The following is a 17,566-nucleotide window of genomic DNA, read 5'->3' as shown; positions in this document are numbered from 1 at the left end:
TACCGGATCCCGTAGGCCCGTTTGCGGCGGTAGATCGTCGCCCGTGAGATGCCGAGCGCTGCGGCCGCCCTGGCCATATCGCCGTCGTTGTCCTCCAGCGCATGCACGATTGCATCCCGTTGGAGGGCCTCGAGCTGTGTCAGGCGGTAGCGGCTGAGGGCCCGCACCTCCGCTGGCAGCTGTTCCAGGCCGGCAACGCCGGAGCGCTGCCGCAGCATCACTTCGCCAAGGACTGTCCGCAGTTGGGCAACGTTTCCCGGCCAGTTGAACTTGGACAGGTGTGCCATGGCCTCCGGTGAGAGCGAGACCCTGGCACCGCTGGCCTTGTTCAGCAGGTGCGGCACCAGCTGCACAAGGTCCTCGATCCGGTGCCGCAGCGGGGACACCCCCACTGTGTGCTTAAAGAAGGGCAGGATCGTGGAGTTAAAACGGGGATCGTCGCGGGTGTTGTCCACGGTTGCCATCAGCCGGCCGGTGCCCTCAACGGATTGCAGCAGGCTGGAGAGCGGTTCCAGGAGTTCGGGCGGCAGGGTGTTGAGGTTCGGCACCAGCAGCTCGAAATTCTCCTCCTCCAAGGCGGCCGCGAAGGCATTCAGGTACTCCTCCGCGGAACCGGACCCCGTGGGATCGAGCACCTGCAACTGGGCCGAAGTGTTGTACTGCACAGATGCAGACCGCAGCAGGGCCGTCCGCCCGGTCCCTGACTCTCCCGTCACCAGGAACCATCCGCCGTCCCGGTAGCAGCGCTCCACTTCCTGCTGGCTGCGCCGCCAGGAGGGGCTCTGGCCCACAAGGCCTGGCAGGTTCTGGCGGCTGGCGCTCTCTGTCGGGACCGTTATGCGGAGCTGATCCATGAACTGGACAGTAAACACGGTGCCCTCGTCAGCAACAGCATCCGTGGGCAGCGTGGTGAGCCGGACGCGGCGGCCGCTGGGCAGCGGGACGATCGAGGTGCCGCCGGCGCGGCCAGCGGAATCAGCGGCATAGTCCGTCAGCGAGACCAGGTCCTGACCGTCCAGTGAGGAACGCAGTTTCCGGTTCATGAGCACCTGGTCGCCGCCAATGGCCAGAACTGCCTGGGTGGTCCGGCGGGCCGCCCGGAGAAAGCCGTTAAAGGGCGCGGTTTCCGCTTCCTGCGCCAGGCTGAGGATCCGGTCCTGGATTTGCTGGCCGGCCGCCTTGGCCAGGGCCATTAGCAGGCTGCCCCCGTTGGCGGCCCAGGTGGTCAGGTCCAGCACGCCCAGCAGCTTGCCGGACACCGGATGAAGTATTGGCACGCCGGCGCAGGAGAGGGCCGTCAGGTCCTCGGCGTAGTGTTCGCGGCCCAGTACCAGCGCCGGCATCCGCATTTCCAGGGCAGTCCCAATCCCGTTGGTGCCAACGAACTGCTCCGAATAGCTGTACCCCTGGGCCAGGCGGACCTTGTCCATGGCCCGGATGATCTGGCGGTCGGAAGTGATCCGCTGGGTGATCACCCCATCGGCGGAGGTGAGGACCACCGCCACGGGTTCGGAGGCCAGCGACGCAGCGAGCTGCTCAAGGATCGGGGAGGCAGCGCGGACCAGGGTCGCCTCGACGTTCGGTTCGCGGATGAACTGCGACTCTGCCGTATCCGGATGGACCGTCAGGGCCCGGGACCGGAGCCAGGACTGGCGGATCGGTTCCCGCAGGGCCGCCGCATCCAGTGACTGGGCAGCCAGGAGACGGTCCATTGCCTTGTGGAGAAGGCGCTCGCTCGAAGCCGCTGGCCCAGATCCCACGTCGATCCACCACCTTCACTATCGAAGCCTGCGCACCGGACCACCGTTGAACAGAGTGGTCTGAGGGCACGCTCGACGTCGTCGTCGTACCCGCAGCTTACCGATGCCGTGCACCGGCGCCCATCTCAAATTGAGACGTTCGTCACAGGTGATGTCGGGTCTTATTAGACCACGGAGGCGGTCAGGCCGGTACCCGAAGGACAATCGGCCGCTGCCAGATATGCGAACCGCCTCTCACTCGTGGGTCTATGACGTCTCCACGGGTGCCGAAGCCCTAATTAAGGAGGCTGCGTTGAGCAGGCAAAGCTTGAGCAAGGCTCACAAGAAGATCAGCGAGTTGTCGTGGGAACCGACCTTCGCGACGCCGGCAACCCGGTTTGGCACCGACTACAACTTTGAGAAGTCCCCAAAAAAGGATCCGCTGAAGCAGATTCTCCGCTCCTACTTCCCCATGGAAGAGGAGAAAGACAACCGCGTTTACGGTGCCATGGACGGCGCCATCCGCGGCAACATGTTCCGCCAGGTCCAGGAGCGCTGGATGGAATGGCAGAAGCTGTTCCTCTCCATCATCCCGTTCCCGGAGATCTCCGCGGCCCGGGCCATGCCCATGGCCATCGACGCGGTTCCGAATCCGGACCTGCACAATGGCCTGGCCGTTCAGATGATCGATGAAGTGCGGCACTCCACGATCCAGATGAACCTGAAAAAGCTGTACATGAACCACTACATCGATCCGGCCGGATTCGATATCAGCGAGAAGGCCTTCGCCAATAACTACGCCGGCACTATCGGCCGCCAGTTCGGTGAGGGTTTTATCACCGGTGACGCAATTACCGCCGCGAATATCTACCTGACTGTGGTGGCTGAAACGGCGTTCACCAACACGCTGTTCGTGGCCATGCCCGCCGAGGCAGCCGCCAACGGGGATTATCTCCTGCCAACGGTTTTCCACTCGGTCCAGTCGGACGAATCACGGCATATCTCCAACGGCTATTCGATCCTGCTGATGGCGCTGGCAGACGAAGACAACCGGGTGCTGCTCGAACGGGACCTGCGGTACGCCTGGTGGAACAACCACTGTGTGGTGGACGCCGCAATCGGCACGTTCATCGAATACGGCACCAAGGACCGCCGGAAGGACCGGGACAGCTACGCCGAGATGTGGCAGCGCTGGATCTACGACGACTATTACCGCAGCTACCTCCTTCCGCTGGAAAAGTACGGGCTGAAAATCCCGCATGACCTGGTCGAAGAAGCCTGGAACCGGATCGTGAACAAGGGCTACGTCCACGAAGTGGCGCAGTTCTTCGCCACGGGCTGGCCGGTGAACTACTGGCGGATTGATCCCATGACGGATCAGGACTTCGAGTGGTTCGAGGAGAAATACCCCGGTTGGTACAACAAGTACGGGAAGTGGTGGGAGAACTACAACCGGCTGCGCTACCCGGGCCGGAACAAGGCCATCGCCTTCGAGGACGTCGATTACCAGTACCCGCACCGGTGCTGGACCTGCATGGTTCCGTGCCTGATCCGCGAGGACATGGTCACGGAGAAGGTCGACGGCCAGTGGCGGACCTACTGCTCCGAGACCTGCGCCTGGACCGACATCAAGGCGTTCCGGCCCGAATATGAGGGCCGGCCTACGCCGAACATGGGGCGCCTCACCGGCGACCGGGAGTGGGAAACCCTCAACCACAACGAAGAGGTTTCCCACATCATCAAGAAACTGGGCTACGTGCGCGACGACGGCAAGACCCTCATCGCGCAGCCGCACCTGGACCTCGACGATCCCAAGAAGCTGTGGACCCTCGACGATTTCAAGGGCATTCCGTTCCCGAGCCCCAACGTGACTCTGAACGAAATGTCAGACACCGAGCGCGAGGAACATATTGCCGCCTACAAGGCAGGGGGCCCGGGCGGCCGCTTCGCCACTACGGGGTAGCGGCGGACCCCTTTGAACACCCGGAGGCGGCGCTTCTGCACGCGCCTGGCGCCGCTTCCGGGCCACCAAGTCTCATCGCAAGGAGGAAAAATGGGCAACAACCACAAAGTCCGCTTCGATCCGGTCGACCTCGAGATCAACGTCGAGGAGGACGAGACCGTACTGGACGCCGCGTTCAGGCAGGGAGTTTCCCTGATGCACGGCTGCCGGGAAGGACAGTGTTCGGCCTGCAAGTCATTCCTCATTGACGGCGATGTCCAGATGGACCGGTACTCCACCTTCGCCCTCGCTGAGTCGGAGAGCGAAGAGGGCTACGTCCTGCTGTGCAAGACGCATGTTTACAGCGACTGCGAAATTGAACTCATCAATTTTGATCCGGACGAACTGCGCAATGCCGTTCCGCTCCAGAACCTGACGACCACGGTCACCGCCATCACCGGGCTAACCGGGGACATTGTGTCGCTGAAACTGCTGCCGGCCGACTCGGCGCAGTTCCGGTTCAAGCCCGGGCAGTACGCAGACCTCACCATCCCCGGAACCATGGAACACCGCTCCTTCTCGATGGCAACCACACCGGGCGAGGTCCAGGAGCTCGAGTTCCTCATCAAGTGCTATCCCGGCGGCAAGTTCTCCGGCCTGCTCGAGTCCGAGCTCAAGGTCGGCGACAAGCTGGATCTGAGCGGGCCTTATGGCTCGTTCACGATCCGGGCGAACTCGGACCGGCCAATTGTCTGCGTGGGCGGCGGAGCCGGCATGGCTCCGATCCTCTCCCTGCTGCGCCACCTGGCGGAAACGCAGAACATCCGGCCGGTGCACTTCTACTACGGTGCCCGCACCGCTGAAGACCTGTTTTATGTTTCCGAGATCATCGAGCTTGGCAGGCAGCTTGCTGATTTCGCGTTTATTCCGTGCCTGTCCCACAGCGACACCGCGGACTGGGCGTCACTGGGGGTGGAGGGCGACTTCGGTTTCGTGACCGACGTCCTCGAGCGCCGTGAAACGGATCTGTCCGGCAGCGACCTGTACCTGTGCGGACCCCCGCCGATGGTCGATGCCGCGATGAATCTCCTGGACGGCGTCGGTGTCCCGCGAGAGCGGATTTTCTTCGACAAGTTCACGACCACGATTCCGCAAGAGTGAAGAAAGCGAGAATTCATAATGAGCACACCTACAACGGCCAAACCGGAGAATCCGGAGCGGAGCTTCCCGAAGCCGGAGTTCACCGACGCCGAGGCCGGGGCGTTGGAGTTTCCCAGCTCCACCAGCCGCTCGTACAGCTATTTCACGCCGGAAAAGCTCCGGGCCACCATGTACGAGGACGTCACCCTGGACGTCCAGCCGGATCCGGAACGCCACCTCTTCCAAGGTTGGATCTACGGCTTCCGGGACGGCCCGGGCGGCTACCCCAAGGAATGGACCGCCCTGAAATCCAGCGACTGGCACCAGTTCCGCGACCCGAACGGCGAATGGGAACAGACGATCTTCCGCAACAACGCGAACGTCGTCCGCCAGGTCCAGCAAAACCTGGCAAACGCGCAGCTGGCCAAGGCCTATGACAGCTGGACACCGACCTGGACCAAGTTCGTGGAACGCAACCTTGGTGCCTGGATGCACGCCGAGCATGGCCTTGGCCTGCATGTGTTCACCGCCGTCCAGCGCTCCGGACCCACCAACATGATCAACACCGCCGTGGCCGTAAACGCTGCCCACAAGCTCCGCTTTGCGCAGGACCTGGCGCTGTACAACCTGGACCTCAGCGAAGTGGTCGACGGTTTCAACGGCGATATCCACCGCGAGGTGTGGCAATCGGACCCGGTCTGGCAGGGCGTGCGGGAGAACGTTGAACTCCTCACCGCCGCCGGGGACTGGGCCGAGGCCGTCTTCGCCACGAACGTCGTGTACGAGCAGCTGGTGGGCGTCCTGTTCCGCAGCCAGCTGGTCATGCAGATCGCCGCCCGCAACGGCGACTACGTCACTCCCAGCCTGGTCGGCTCCGGCGAAAACGACTACAGCCGCGACCTGTCCTACACGCGGGCGTTGTTCACCATGCTGGTGCGGGACGAAGAGCACGGAAGCGCCAACAAAGCGAAGCTCTCGGAATGGCTGTCCATCTGGGTGCCCCGGAGCATCAAGGCGGCCCAGGACCTCCAGCCCATCTGGTCCCAGCCGCTGGAACGGGTGATGCCGTTTGCCGAGTCCTTCGAAGCAGCCAAGGACGGACTGCGGAGCCTGCTGTTGAAAGATCTCGAAATCGATGTGCCGAAGGAGCTGAACTGATGAGTGAAATGGTATTCGGGTCCGTTGCCGGGTCCTCGAACATGTGCGGTGTCACGCTGATGAACAACCAGAACGGCTACGTCGTCGCAGAGGTGATGGGCCGCAAACCGGGAGTGAAGCTCGTGGAGTTCCCCTCCATGATCCGGGTGGACAGCACCGAAACGCTGACCTTCGATTTCGCGGAGATCGGGGCCGAACTGGGCACCGAGTTCGACCAGACCGACTTCGAGGAAATCATGTCCACGCACTATGGGCGGATGGTCCATTTCGACGATCGCACCATGCTCTTCGCCAATCCGGAGGAGGCCGCCGAGTACATCGGCTTCGATCTGCAGCCGGTCCAGCAATGACAACCGAACCGCAGCGGGCCTGCGGGCAGTCGTGCAGCGGCTGCCTTCAGGCCCATGTACCGGAACTCGAAGCCAGGGGCTGGCGGGATGTCCGCGCCGATGTCGCGGCACCGGAGCCGGCCGGACCCGTCGGGGTCCGGCCGGGGGTCCGCACCGAAACCGCATGGGCCGCCGAAGGCCCTCACCGAAGGAGCAATGAATGAAAGCCGTTCAGCTGGGGGCCTATAACGCCAAGCCCGAGCTCGTGGAAGTGCCCGATCCGGTCATCGACGGGCCCATGGACGTGATTGTGCGGGTTGGAGGCGCTGGGGTCTGCCGGACAGACCTGCACATCATCGAAGGCCAGTGGGAGCAGAAATCCGGTGTCGAGCTCCCGTACACGATCGGCCACGAGAACGCCGGCTGGGTCGAGGCCGTGGGCAGCGCGGTCACGAACATTGCTCCGGGAGACCCGGTGATCCTGCACCCGCTGGCGACCTGCGGCCTCTGCGCCGCCTGCCGCGCCGGAGACGACGTGCACTGCACCGAATCCAAGTTCCCGGGCATTGACACCAACGGGGGCTACGCCGAGTACCTGAAAACCACGGCCCGCTCAGTGGTCAAGCTGGACAAGTCCCTGGCACCGGCCGACGTCGCTGCCCTTGCGGACGCCGGCCTGACGGCATACCACGCGGTGGCCAAGGCCGCCCGGATCCTCCGGCCCGGACAGCACGCGGTCATCATCGGCGCCGGCGGCCTCGGGCACATCGGAATCCAGGTCCTGTTGGCGCTGTCCGCGGCGGAAATGATCGTGGTGGACCGGTCGCCGGAGGCACTGGAACTGGCCAAGGACCTCGGTGCCCACCACATAGTGCTGGCCGAGGGCGGGCAGGTCGACGCCGTCCTGGCCCTGACCGGGGGCAACGGAGCCGAGGTGGTGCTCGACTTCGTAGGCGAAGGCGGTGCCATTGAGGACGGCATCGCCATGCTGCGGCGGGCCGGCAGCTACTTCGTGATCGGCTACGGAGGCCGGCTGGAAGTGCCCACGATCGACGTCATCTCCACCGAAATCAACTTCATCGGAAACCTGGTCGGCACCTACAACGACCTCGTGGAGCTGATGGCGCTGGCTGCGCAGGGAAAGGTCACCCTGCACACCACCACCTACCCGCTGAGCGAATTCTCCACTGCGCTCGTTGACCTGGAACAGGGGAGGGTCCGGGGACGGGCCATCCTCATTCCCTAGCTTCACCGTTTCCCGTTCCATCTCTACCGACCATTAACCGCCAACCGCTTGAACGATCCAACGAAGCAATCGAACAACAGAAGGTGCGTGCCTCATGGCAAAAGATCTGAAATTCAACGCTGACGCCCGAAGGCTGCTGGAGGAGGGCGTTAACGCGCTCGCCGACGCGGTCAAGGTGACACTGGGGCCCAAGGGCCGCAACGCGATGCTGGAAAAACTGACCGGACCACCCACAATCACCAACGACGGCGTGACCATCGCCAAGGAAATCCAGCTGCGCAACCCGTTCTCCAACATGGGTGCGCAGCTGGTCAAGGAAGTTGCCACCAAGACCAACGGGGTGGCCGGCGACGGCACCACCACGGCCACGGTGCTGGCCCAGGCGATGGTCCGGGAGGGTCTGGCCGCAGTCAATGACGGTGCCAATCCCATGCAGATCAAGCGCGGCATCGAATCCTCGGTGGCAGCCATTCTCGAAGTGCTCAGCCAGCGCAGCCGGAAGGTTTCCGGAGAAGAGGATCTCCGGCAGGTAGCCACCATTTCCGCGAACAATGATCCGGAAATCGGCAACGTGCTGGCCAGTGCGATGAACCAGGTCGGGATTTCCGGCGTCGTGACTGTGGAGGAATGGCCGCAGTTCGGCCTCGGGCTGAGTTTCGTCGACGGAGTCGAGTTTGACCACGGCTACATCTCTCCGTACTTCGTCACGGATAAGGACCGGATGGAGGCGGTGCTCGAAGACGCCTACGTCCTGCTTACAAACCAGAAGATCACCACCGTGCAGACCCTGATGCCGGTCCTGGAACAGGTCCAGCGCTCCAACAAGCCGCTGCTGATTCTCTGCGAAAACATGGACGGCCCCGCGCTGAGCATGCTGGTCACCAACAACGTCCACGACACCTTCCGCTCCACGGTGGTGCGGGCACCCGGTTTCGGCCACCGGCGGGTGGCGGAACTGGAGGATCTCGCGGCCATCATGGGCGGTTCGGTGGTCAGCACCGATTCCGGGATCAAACTCGAAAGTGTCCGGGTCGAGCACCTGGGCCGGGCCCGGAAAATCACCGTGACCGAGCATTCCACCACGATCGTCGGCGGCGCCGGCGAGGAATCCACCGTTGCCGCACGGATCCAGCAGATCGAACGTGAACTGGAGCGGGCGGAAAACGATCATGACAAGGACAACCTCCAGCTGCGGATCGCCCGGCTGTCCGGCAGCGTGGCCGTTATCCGCGTTGGCGCCGCGACCGATGTCGAGCTCAGGGAGAAGCAGCACCGGGTGGAGGATTCCCTCTCGGCTACCCGGGCCGCGGTTGAGGAAGGCATCGTCGCCGGGGGCGGGGCCGCCCTGGTCCAGGCCCAGCATGTGCTTGCCGGGCTGGACCTGGGCAGCGGAGATGCCGTGATTGGCCGGGACATTGTGCACAGTGCCCTGGAGGAGCCGCTGCGCTGGATCGCCATCAACGCCGGGTACGACGGCGACGAGGCAGTCAAGACCGTCCGGGAAGCGGAGATCGGCACCGGTTTTAATGCGATGACCGGCGAGTACGTGGACATGTTCGCTGCCGGTGTGATTGATCCGCTCAAGGTCACCCGATCGGCACTGCAGAGCGCAGCCTCGATCGCCGCACTGCTGCTGACCACCGAAACCCTCGTGGTGGAGGAGGTCCTGAACCATCCGGGAGAGATCCTCGCCCCGGGATTCGGAGACCTGGCCGAAGGCATGGTCCGTCCGAGCAACATCTACTAGCCCCTGCCGACTCATTAGATCGAAGGAGATCCGATGAAACTCCCCGCAAAATACCCATCCCTGAACGCGACAAAACTGTCCCCGGACGCCATGCGCACCCTGGTCCGCATTGTCCGGGTGGCCTTCCCGCATCCCGGGTTCCCGGACGGACCGTACGAACGCACTGCCAAGAAAATCGCTGACGAGGCGTCCGGGTCCACCTGGTTCCGCATCGAGCTGACCCAGGGGCTGGCGACCATCAGCGCGGCCGCGGACGGCCGGCGCTTCACCGAACTCTCGGATGATGAAGCACTGAAAATCCTGCGCAGCATAGAGGAAACCGTGTTCTTCGGGTTCATCCGGCGGACGACCGTCCTGAACCTCTACGACGATCCCGAAGTCTGGGAGGCGCTGGGCTACGAAGGTTCGTCCTTTGAACATGGCGGCTACATCAACCGGGGGTTCAACGACCTGGATTGGCTGCCCGACCCACGCGTCGAGGAGGCGGAGGAACCGCTTCCCGAACGCGGGGCCCTGCCGTATCCGCTGGCTGCCAAGACGCAGCCCGACGCCACGAACGGTAAGGCCCGCACCGCATCGGCCGGCCGGAAAGCGGACGAAAGCGTAGTACAGGCGGCCGCAGCGGCGGGCCCGGACGAGCTGTCAGGCGTTGGACCGAGTTCGGGCAATGCCCGGCAGGAAGCGTGAGGGAACCATGGCAAAGATTGAATTCAATGATGATTCCGCCGTTGTGGTCATCGGCACCGGAGCCGGTGGCGGAACGGTTCTGTACGAACTGACCAAAGCCGGCGTTCCGGTGGTGGCGCTGGAAGCAGGCGGCAACATCCTCAACGAGGACTACGTCAATAACGAGTGGGAAGCGTTCAACCAGATGGCCTGGCTGGATCCCCGGACCACCAGCGGCAGCTGGCGGGTGGCCAGGGACTTCCCGAACCTGCCCGCCTGGATCGTCAAGGCCGTGGGCGGATCCACGACGCACTGGTCCGGGGCCACGCCGCGGTTCAAGGCGCACGAGTTCAGGACCCGCTCGACCTACGGGCGGGTGGAGGGAGCCAACCTGGAGGACTGGCCCATCACCCTCGAAGAGCTGGCACCCTATTACGACGCCGCGGAGCGGAAAATGGGCAGCACACACCGGCACGGCCGTCCGGCCCTTCCGGCGAACAACAACTACAAGGTTTTCGCCAACGGCGCCGAACGCGTGGGGTACCGGCACTATGCCACCGGTCCCTACGCCACCAACGCCGAGCCCTATGACGGCCGGCCGGCGAGTATCCAGGACGGCTTCAATTTCCAGGGGGACAAAAACAAGTCCAAATGGTCCACCCTGGTGAGCGAAATCCCCAAGGCCCAGAAAACCGGGAAGCTGGACCTGCGGCCGAACTCGCAGGCCGTCCAGGTCACGGTGGATTCCTCGGGCAAGGTGGACGGCGTCATCTACATCGATGCTGCGGGCAAACCCCAGCGCCAGCTCGCCCGGGCCGTCTGCGTGGCCGGTAACGCCATCGAAACCCCGCGCCTGCTGCTGATGTCCGCGGACGCCCGGCATCCGGACGGACTGGGCAACTACTCCGGGCAGGTGGGCCGTAACTACATGCGGCACACCACGGGATCCGTCTACGCGCGGTTCAACGAGCCGGTGCGCATGTACCGGGGAGAGACCATGGCGGGGATCATCGCAGATGAGTCCCGGCACGATCCGGAACGCGGATTCGCCGGCGGCTACTACATGGAGACCCTGTCCCTGGGCCCGGCGTTCCTGGCCAGCTTCCTCGACCCCGGCAAGTGGGGGCCAGGTTTTGCCCACGCAATGGAGGAATACGCCAACACGGCCGGGATGTGGATCGTTGGCGAGGACATGCCGCAGGAGACCAACCGGATCACGCTGAACAGCACGGTCACGGACGCGCACGGACTGCCGGTACCCAACGTGCACTTCGACGACCATCCCAACGATGTGGCAATGCGGGAGCACGCCTACAGGCAGGCGGACCTGCTGTACTCCGCCGTGGGCTCGGATGACACCACGCACACCCCGCCATATCCCTCGACCCACAATCTGGGAACGGCGCGGATGAGCTCACGCCCGGAGGACGGAGTGGTCAACGCCTTCGGGCAGTCACACGAGATCAGCAACCTCTTTGTCTCGGACGGCTCCGTGTTCACCACCGGCGCGGCGGCCAATCCCACCCTGACCATCGTCGCCCTGGCGACGCGGCAGGCGGAATACATCATTGACCAAATGCACCAGCAACTGATTTAGGAGCAATCATGGCAGCAACAATGACTGAACCACGCGATCCTTATGCTGATCTTCCCGATGTGCGGGCCTTTACCGTCACGTCTGAGGATGTAGCGGACGGCGGGGTATGGGCGGTTCCGCAGCGCAGCGGCATCCTTGGTGCCGGTGGTGAAGATGTTTCACCGCATCTGTCCTGGAGCGGTGCCCCGGAGGGAACCAAAAGCTACGTCGTCACGGTCTATGACCCCAAGGCGCCCACCGGTTCCGGATTCTGGCACTGGGCGGTGGCGGATATCCCCGCGGGGGTGACCGAGCTCAAGTCCGGGGCCGGTTCCCCGGGAGGCAGCGGCCTCCCGGAAGGGGCCTGGCAGCTCGCCAATGACCTTTCCCTCAAGCAGTACCTGGGTGCCGCCCCGCCTCCCGGCAACGGCCTGCACACGTACTACGTGGCGGTGCATGCGGTGGACGTGGAATCCCTCGGATTGCCGGAGGGTGCCACGCCGGCGTTCCTCACGTTCAACTTGTACAGCCACACGCTGGGCAGGGGAGTGCTGACCGCGACCTTCGAGCAGTAGGCCGTCAGGGAGGCGCCCGATGGGTGCGCTATGAGTGCCGGTCCCAGGGGCCGGTCCCCACCGCTATCGGGAGTTCGGCTGCGTCGCGGCAGCCGAACTCCCGCCGCGCGGCGGGCAGGCATCCCGCGCCGGCCATCCACACCATCACTTCCGCCGGCGCCGTCCTGGTGCCGGTGCGCCGGCTTGTCCACGCGGCAGCAGATACCCCCATGGAGTCAGAGGAGGCACAATGCCTGAACAGCTTTCGGCTGGATTCGATCGGTCCCGCGTAACCTGCATCAGCGTGGGGGAGGACGCCCGGCGCCTTCTGCACACGGCGCTCACCGGTGCGGTGGCCACGCTTCCTGCGTTCCCTCCGCCCCGAGCCTTCGGCGACACATTTTCGGCCCGCCAGTGGCTGAGGTCCCTGCCCGAAGGACAGCCGGAGGCCGGACCGGGTGCCAAAAGCCATGCCTTGGGACCGGAGCTGCTGGCTGTTGTTGACTACCGCCCGGACGAAACCTGGTCGCTGACTACCTTGATGTCGCAGCTGCTGGATCTGGAGCCGCAGACGAGGGCCCATATGGTCCTGGTGACCGAAGGCTGGCGCTGGACCCTGCCGGTGCTCGTTGCCGATTTTCCGAGGCTTAGCCTTATTTCCGCCGGTGTGCCGGCTTCGGACGTCGCCCAGGCAGGCGGTCTGCAGACAGCATCCCCGGCAGACACCCTGACGGCGCTACTGCGCGCCGGTCGAGGGGCCCATTCACATGACCTCCCAGATGTGCCCGTCAGGGTCGGTACAGGATCCTGAATACATCCCCGGCATCGTTTCCCTGGCCGGGGAGTGCCTCCGCCCTGCTCGGCCTTGGACAGCTGTTTCCCGGGTCAAGGGCTCGAACCGCCGGCCGGTTGTGAACCTGCCGTTTGTCCACCGTGCCCGGCGGCCCGTACCGTGGTCCCGAAGCACGCGGGACAACGTCCCGGGAAAGGACGCCGGCTCCCATGACCCAGACTCCCGCCAGTGTGCAGGCGCCTGCCACGCCGGAAGTACCTGCCGCCCAGATCAACAGCCGGACCGGCAGCCTGCTGCTGGCCGTCTGCATTGTGCTGATCGGCTTGAACCTGCGCACGGTGTTCTCCAGTTTCTCCGCTGTTCTTCCGGAGATCACTGCGGCCACTGGCATCCCGGCGGCCATGGTGACCGTCCTGACGACAGGCCCGGTGCTGCTGCTTGGCCTTGCCGCCCCGGCCGCTCCGCCACTGGCTCGTCGTTTTGGTATCGAACGGACCATCCTTGGGGCGATGGCCCTCCTCGCCGCCGGGCTCCTGGTCCGCGGCGCGGGGGACTTCACCGCGATGGCCGCCGGAACCATCGCTGCCGGTGCGGGCATCGGCATCGTGAACGTTCTGCTCCCCACCCTCGTCAAACGCGATTTCCAGCACCGTGTCGGCCTGATGAGCGGTCTGTACACCGGTGCCATCTGCGCCGCCGCAGCCCTTGGCGCCGGGCTCACGCACCCGTTGCTGGAGGCCACCGGGTCCTGGCGGATAGCCCTGGGATTCTGGGCCCTGCCAGCCGCCGCCGTCGTCCTGCTCTTTGCACCGCTGGCCCTGCGCCGCCGCCCCGGCCGCACGGACCGGCAGGCTGAGGCCGGTCCGTCCGTCTGGCGCTCTGCACTGGCCTGGCAGATCAGCAGCTTTATGGCACTGCAGGCCATGATGTCCTTCAGCGTCTTCGCCTGGCTCGCACCGATCCTGCGGGACCGGGGGATCGACGGCGGGACGGCGGGTTACGTCGTGGCCGGGTCCATTGTGGTGCAGGTCCTGGGCTCCTTCCTCGCTCCTCCGCTGGCCGCGAAGCTGCGCAGCCAAAGCTGGCTGAACGCGCTGGTTGCCCTGCTTACCGGTGCCGGTTTCGCCCTGACCATCTTCGGTCCGCTGGAGCTGGTGTGGCTGTGGGCGGTGATGCTCGGCGTCGGGCAGGGCAGCTTGACCGCGCTCGCGCTGACCCTGATCGTGCTGCGCACCCGCGACGCCGGGACCGCGGCCCGGGTATCGGGCATGATGCAGTGCGTCGGTTACGGTGTGGGCTCCTCGGGGACCCTGCTGGTCGGCATCCTGCACGCCGCCACCGGGTCCTTCGCCCCGGCCGCCGTAATGTTCCTGCTCATCGGGACTGCTGCCGCTGTGCCAGGCTTCCTGGCCGGACGCCGCCGTTACGTGGGCGGGTAACTCCGCGGGAAACTCCCGCCCGCCTAGAACGCCGCCGGCTCGTCTGCCCGGACCCTCGCCGGTGCCCTAGCCGAAGGGAACGATGCAAACCGGGGTGGGTGCCGCAATGTCGTAGGCGTGGATGAGGCCGGCCGCTGACTCCCCGGTGCGAAAGACGGCGATCGAGTCACTGTTTTGGTTGGCCACGTAGAGCGCACTGCCGTCAGCGGAGAATTCGATGTCGCGTGGCTGCGAACCTTGCGAGGACTGCCAGCCTGCCGGCTTCAGGCGCGGACTGCCGTCGTCGTCAAACCGGAAGATTGCCAGGCTGTCGTGTCCGCGGTTGGACACCACAACGGTTCGCCCGTTTGGTGACACCTTGATCGCGGCGGCCTGGCTGTGGCCGGCGAAGTCCGGCGGGAGGGTGGCTGCCTGGTGGACCCTGTTGAACTTTTCCCCGCTCCGGCCCAGCACATCAACAGTGTTGGACAACTCGTTGAGAAGAAAGAGATGATCCCCGGACGGGTGGAAGGCAAGATGCCGGGGGCCGGCGCCGGGGTCAGTCTTGTACCTCAGGTCACCGCGCTCCGACAGGCCGCCGGTGCGCTCATCGAGGGCATAGACCACGACGGCGTCCGCCCCGAGGTCGGGAACCAGGACAAGCCCCGACACCGGATCGAACACAATCTGGTGTGGGTGCGGACCGGCCTGCCGCTCCGCATTCGGGCCGGATCCGGAATGGGGAACCACTGTGACCGGTTGCCCCAGGCCGGCTTCGCCCCGCGGCAGGACGGCGACGGAACCGCCGTCGTAATTTGCGACGACGACCCACTTTCCGCTCGGCGCCAAGGCGAGGTGGGCTGGGCCAGCGCCTCCGGAAGAGGACTCGGCCGCCCTGGTCCAGGTGCCCAAACGGGCGACCTGCCGGAAGGACACCACGCCGCCAGTTTGCGTCCCGTTGAATCGATCCGTCTCGCACACGGCGTACATCCACCCGCCGTTGGCGTCCACGGCCAGCCACGAGGGGTTGACCGCCTCGGCCGCCAGGACCGCCTTCGCATGCCGGTCCGTTTGCCAGGCCGCCTCAAGCACTCCGGGCGCTTTTCCGAAGACGTGCGGCAACGCCTCGGTATACGTTCCGATCAGCAGCCCCTGGTTCATTTAGCGCCCTCCATCCTTCGCACATTACAGGTCCGCCGGCCAGGGGCCGCTGCTGCTCCGTAATGCTGCCCGCGGGGCCCGGAGCAACGGCAAAAGTGTTAGTCTCGTCACTGCGAAGGCGGGCACTATTGGTGCTATCTACCTGGCATTTTCCTTGGCGGAAAGGCCGCCGGGACTGGATCACAGGGGGAAGTACCCATGACCACAGATGCCGCTTACCTGGAACGGGCCATTGAACTGGCCACCAGCAATGTTGCCGACAACGGGGGGCCGTTCGGGGCCGTGATCGTTGCAGCGGATGGGCAGGCGTTCGACGGCGTCAACCGGGTTACCGCCAATAATGACCCGACAGCCCACGCCGAAGTCACCGCGATCCGCAACGCCTGCGCCGCCCTGGGAACGTTCGACCTCACCGGCGCCGTGCTCTACACCAGCTGCGAACCCTGCCCCATGTGCCTGGCCTCGGCGCTGTGGGCCCGCGTGGACCGGGTGGTCTTCGCCGCGGACCGGCACGACGCCGCGAGGGCCGGCTTTGACGACGCCGTCTTCTACGACTACTTCGCCACGCCGGTCGAGGAGCGCTCCATGCCGGTGGTCCAGGTCCCCGGGGACACACGCAACGCGCCGTTCGACGCGTGGAACGACACCGCCAACCGGACCGATTACTAGGACGTACGGCTTTCGAAGCCGGGCCGCCGCTCCGATTTCAACGCCCGCACGGGCATCGGAGCCGGCGTCCCGGCCGGAAAACCAACGGGGTTCGAACGGAAAAACACGATTAGCCCAGACATGTCAAAATGGAGGAGATGACTTCCCCCAAAATTTCCCCAGCTGCCCTGAGCGCACCCGGTGACAAGCCGCAGGTGCGTCCCGCCACCGAAGGTTGGGAGCAGGCCAAGGAGCCCGATGGCCGGCCCCTGCTGCAGTTCAAGTCCCCGCGGGTGTCCCAGCCGCCGGTCCATCTGGCCGACCTGACGCTGGCTGAACGCCAGGAGAAGGTCAAAGCACTTGGGCTGCCGGGCTTCCGTGCCAAGCAGCTCTCGGTGCACTACTTCCAGCACTACACGACCGACCCGGAAAAAATGAGCGACCTGCCCAAGGAGCGCCGCGAGGAACTCGTGCAGGAGATGTTCCCCACCCTGCTGACCGAGGTGAAGCGGCTGACCACGGACAAGGGCGACACCATCAAGTTCCTCTGGCGCCTGTTCGACGGGTCGCTCGTCGAGTCGGTGCTCATGCGCTACCCGGGCCGCATCACCCTGTGTGTCTCCAGCCAGTGCGGCTGCGGCATGAACTGCCCGTTCTGCGCCACCGGCCAGGCCGGCCTGACCCGCAACATGTCCGCCGCGGAGATCCTGGACCAGATTGTCCAGGCGAACCGGGTCATCGCCGAAGGCGGCCTGGGTGGCAAGCGCCGGGACGGCGGGCACGACGCCGAGCGCGTGACCAACATTGTCTTTATGGGCATGGGTGAACCCCTGGCCAACTACAAGCGCGTCATGAACGCGGTGCACCGCATGGCCGCCGAAGCCCCCGAGGGGCTGGGGATGAGTGCCCGGAACATCACCGTCTCCACCGTGGGCCTGGTGCCGGCGATCAAGAAGCTGGCAGAGGAGAACATCCCGGTCACCTTCGCGCTGAGCCTGCATGCCCCGGATGATGAGCTGCGCGATGAGCTCATCCCGGTCAACAGCCGCTGGAAGGTAGACGAAGCGCTCGACGCCGCCTACAACTACTACCGCGTGACCGGCCGCCGCGTGTCCATCGAGTACGCGCTGATCAAGGACATGAACGACCACGCGTGGCGCGCTGACCTGCTGGCCAAGAAGCTCAACTCCCGTGGCCGCGGCTGGGTGCATGTAAACCCGATCCCGCTGAACCCGACTCCGGGCTCCATCTGGACCTCGCCCGAGCCTGAGGTTATTCAGGAGTTCATCGACCACCTGCTTGATGCCGGAATCCCCACCACGGTGCGCGACACCCGCGGCAAGGAAATCGACGGCGCCTGCGGCCAGCTGGCAGCAGCGGACTAACGTTCGGGCGCACCGCCTGGTCAAGCGCTCCATTCCATAACAACGACGGCGGGAGGCCGGGTTC

The 17,566-nt window shown here is 65.0% G+C and carries 15 protein-coding genes; 13 read left to right on the top strand and 2 right to left on the bottom strand.

What is annotated here, in order from left to right:
- On the bottom strand, window positions 1-1,712 hold a 1,712-nt coding region (locus RTN46_RS13055; RefSeq protein WP_312181983.1), incomplete at its 3' end, for a helix-turn-helix domain-containing protein.
- 355 nt (window positions 1,713-2,067) lie between these two features.
- Between RTN46_RS13055 and RTN46_RS13050 the strand changes: the two genes are divergently transcribed.
- The 11 genes from RTN46_RS13050 to RTN46_RS13000 all read left to right on the top strand — a co-directional run bounded on the left by RTN46_RS13050 (window position 2,068) and on the right by RTN46_RS13000 (window position 14,329).
- Entirely contained in the window at window positions 2,068-3,702 is a 1,635-nt protein-coding gene (locus RTN46_RS13050; RefSeq protein ID WP_312181981.1) for a hypothetical protein, read from the top strand.
- A 90-nt stretch (window positions 3,703-3,792) separates the two neighbouring features.
- The gene (locus RTN46_RS13045; RefSeq protein ID WP_312181979.1) at window positions 3,793-4,842 is read left to right on the top strand and encodes a 2Fe-2S iron-sulfur cluster binding domain-containing protein; all 1,050 of its coding nucleotides are present in this window, start codon (window positions 3,793-3,795) and stop codon (window positions 4,840-4,842) included.
- A gap of 18 nt (window positions 4,843-4,860) precedes the next feature.
- Entirely contained in the window at window positions 4,861-5,979 is a 1,119-nt protein-coding gene (locus RTN46_RS13040; RefSeq protein WP_312181977.1) for an aromatic/alkene monooxygenase hydroxylase subunit beta, read from the top strand.
- Entirely contained in the window at window positions 5,979-6,329 is a 351-nt protein-coding gene (gene mimD, locus RTN46_RS13035) for a propane 2-monooxygenase effector subunit MimD (RefSeq protein ID WP_312181975.1), read from the top strand. Before RTN46_RS13040 ends, mimD begins: the two co-directional genes overlap by 1 nt.
- Before the next feature lie 199 nt (window positions 6,330-6,528).
- Window positions 6,529-7,554, top strand: a complete 1,026-nt coding sequence (locus RTN46_RS13030; RefSeq protein WP_312181973.1) for an NAD(P)-dependent alcohol dehydrogenase — start codon at window positions 6,529-6,531, stop codon at window positions 7,552-7,554.
- 94 nt (window positions 7,555-7,648) lie between these two features.
- The gene (groL, locus tag RTN46_RS13025; protein ID WP_312181971.1) at window positions 7,649-9,301 is read left to right on the top strand and encodes a chaperonin GroEL; all 1,653 of its coding nucleotides are present in this window, start codon (window positions 7,649-7,651) and stop codon (window positions 9,299-9,301) included.
- Window positions 9,302-9,334: 33 nt separating this feature from the next.
- Window positions 9,335-9,988: a hypothetical protein gene (locus RTN46_RS13020; protein WP_312181969.1), complete on the top strand. Its 654-nt coding sequence runs from the start codon at window positions 9,335-9,337 to the stop codon at window positions 9,986-9,988.
- Window positions 9,989-9,995: 7 nt separating this feature from the next.
- Window positions 9,996-11,564, top strand: coding sequence for a GMC family oxidoreductase (locus RTN46_RS13015; RefSeq protein ID WP_312181967.1), 1,569 nt, complete (start codon window positions 9,996-9,998; stop codon window positions 11,562-11,564).
- Between the two features lie 8 nt (window positions 11,565-11,572).
- Complete coding sequence (locus RTN46_RS13010) at window positions 11,573-12,118, top strand: YbhB/YbcL family Raf kinase inhibitor-like protein (protein WP_312181965.1); 546 nt, start codon at window positions 11,573-11,575, stop codon at window positions 12,116-12,118.
- A 229-nt stretch (window positions 12,119-12,347) separates the two neighbouring features.
- Window positions 12,348-12,908 (top strand): hypothetical protein, encoded by a 561-nt coding sequence (locus RTN46_RS13005; protein ID WP_312181963.1) that lies wholly within the window; start codon window positions 12,348-12,350, stop codon window positions 12,906-12,908.
- Between the two features lie 191 nt (window positions 12,909-13,099).
- Window positions 13,100-14,329 (top strand): MFS transporter, encoded by a 1,230-nt coding sequence (locus RTN46_RS13000; protein ID WP_312181961.1) that lies wholly within the window; start codon window positions 13,100-13,102, stop codon window positions 14,327-14,329.
- A 66-nt stretch (window positions 14,330-14,395) separates the two neighbouring features.
- Here RTN46_RS13000 and RTN46_RS12995 read toward each other — a convergent pair whose 3' ends face one another.
- Complete coding sequence (locus RTN46_RS12995; protein ID WP_312181959.1) at window positions 14,396-15,469, bottom strand: lactonase family protein; 1,074 nt, start codon at window positions 15,467-15,469, stop codon at window positions 14,396-14,398.
- A 198-nt stretch (window positions 15,470-15,667) separates the two neighbouring features.
- On the opposite strand from RTN46_RS12995, the gene RTN46_RS12990 reads away from it, so the two are divergent.
- Both RTN46_RS12990 and rlmN read left to right on the top strand, forming a co-directional pair.
- Complete coding sequence (locus tag RTN46_RS12990; protein ID WP_312181957.1) at window positions 15,668-16,138, top strand: nucleoside deaminase; 471 nt, start codon at window positions 15,668-15,670, stop codon at window positions 16,136-16,138.
- A 137-nt stretch (window positions 16,139-16,275) separates the two neighbouring features.
- Window positions 16,276-17,502 carry a 23S rRNA (adenine(2503)-C(2))-methyltransferase RlmN gene (rlmN, locus tag RTN46_RS12985; protein WP_312181955.1) on the top strand — a complete coding sequence of 409 codons (1,227 nt, stop codon included), beginning with the start codon at window positions 16,276-16,278 and terminating at the stop codon, window positions 17,500-17,502.
- Window positions 17,503-17,566: the final 64 nt, after the last annotated feature.

Origin of the sequence: Arthrobacter sp. (assembly GCF_031988865.1) — a bacterium.
Classification (GTDB): domain Bacteria; phylum Actinomycetota; class Actinomycetes; order Actinomycetales; family Micrococcaceae; genus Arthrobacter_B.
This window is presented reverse-complemented; position numbering and strand designations above follow the sequence as displayed.

Excerpts from the sequence above, each read along its gene's own strand:
- RTN46_RS13045 (WP_312181979.1), top strand. The coding sequence starts at position 3,793 with ATGGGCAACAACCACAAAGTCCGCTTCGATCCGGTCGACCTCGAGATC.
- RTN46_RS13040 (WP_312181977.1), top strand. The coding sequence starts at position 4,861 with ATGAGCACACCTACAACGGCCAAACCGGAGAATCCGGAGCGGAGCTTC.
- mimD (WP_312181975.1), top strand. The coding sequence starts at position 5,979 with ATGAGTGAAATGGTATTCGGGTCCGTTGCCGGGTCCTCGAACATGTGC.
- RTN46_RS13030 (WP_312181973.1), top strand. The coding sequence starts at position 6,529 with ATGAAAGCCGTTCAGCTGGGGGCCTATAACGCCAAGCCCGAGCTCGTG.
- groL (WP_312181971.1), top strand. The coding sequence starts at position 7,649 with ATGGCAAAAGATCTGAAATTCAACGCTGACGCCCGAAGGCTGCTGGAG.
- RTN46_RS13020 (WP_312181969.1), top strand. The coding sequence starts at position 9,335 with ATGAAACTCCCCGCAAAATACCCATCCCTGAACGCGACAAAACTGTCC.
- RTN46_RS13015 (WP_312181967.1), top strand. The coding sequence starts at position 9,996 with ATGGCAAAGATTGAATTCAATGATGATTCCGCCGTTGTGGTCATCGGC.
- RTN46_RS13010 (WP_312181965.1), top strand. The coding sequence starts at position 11,573 with ATGGCAGCAACAATGACTGAACCACGCGATCCTTATGCTGATCTTCCC.
- RTN46_RS13005 (WP_312181963.1), top strand. The coding sequence starts at position 12,348 with ATGCCTGAACAGCTTTCGGCTGGATTCGATCGGTCCCGCGTAACCTGC.
- RTN46_RS13000 (WP_312181961.1), top strand. The coding sequence starts at position 13,100 with ATGACCCAGACTCCCGCCAGTGTGCAGGCGCCTGCCACGCCGGAAGTA.
- RTN46_RS12995 (WP_312181959.1), bottom strand. The coding sequence starts at position 15,469 with ATGAACCAGGGGCTGCTGATCGGAACGTATACCGAGGCGTTGCCGCAC.
- RTN46_RS12990 (WP_312181957.1), top strand. The coding sequence starts at position 15,668 with ATGACCACAGATGCCGCTTACCTGGAACGGGCCATTGAACTGGCCACC.
- rlmN (WP_312181955.1), top strand. The coding sequence starts at position 16,276 with ATGACTTCCCCCAAAATTTCCCCAGCTGCCCTGAGCGCACCCGGTGAC.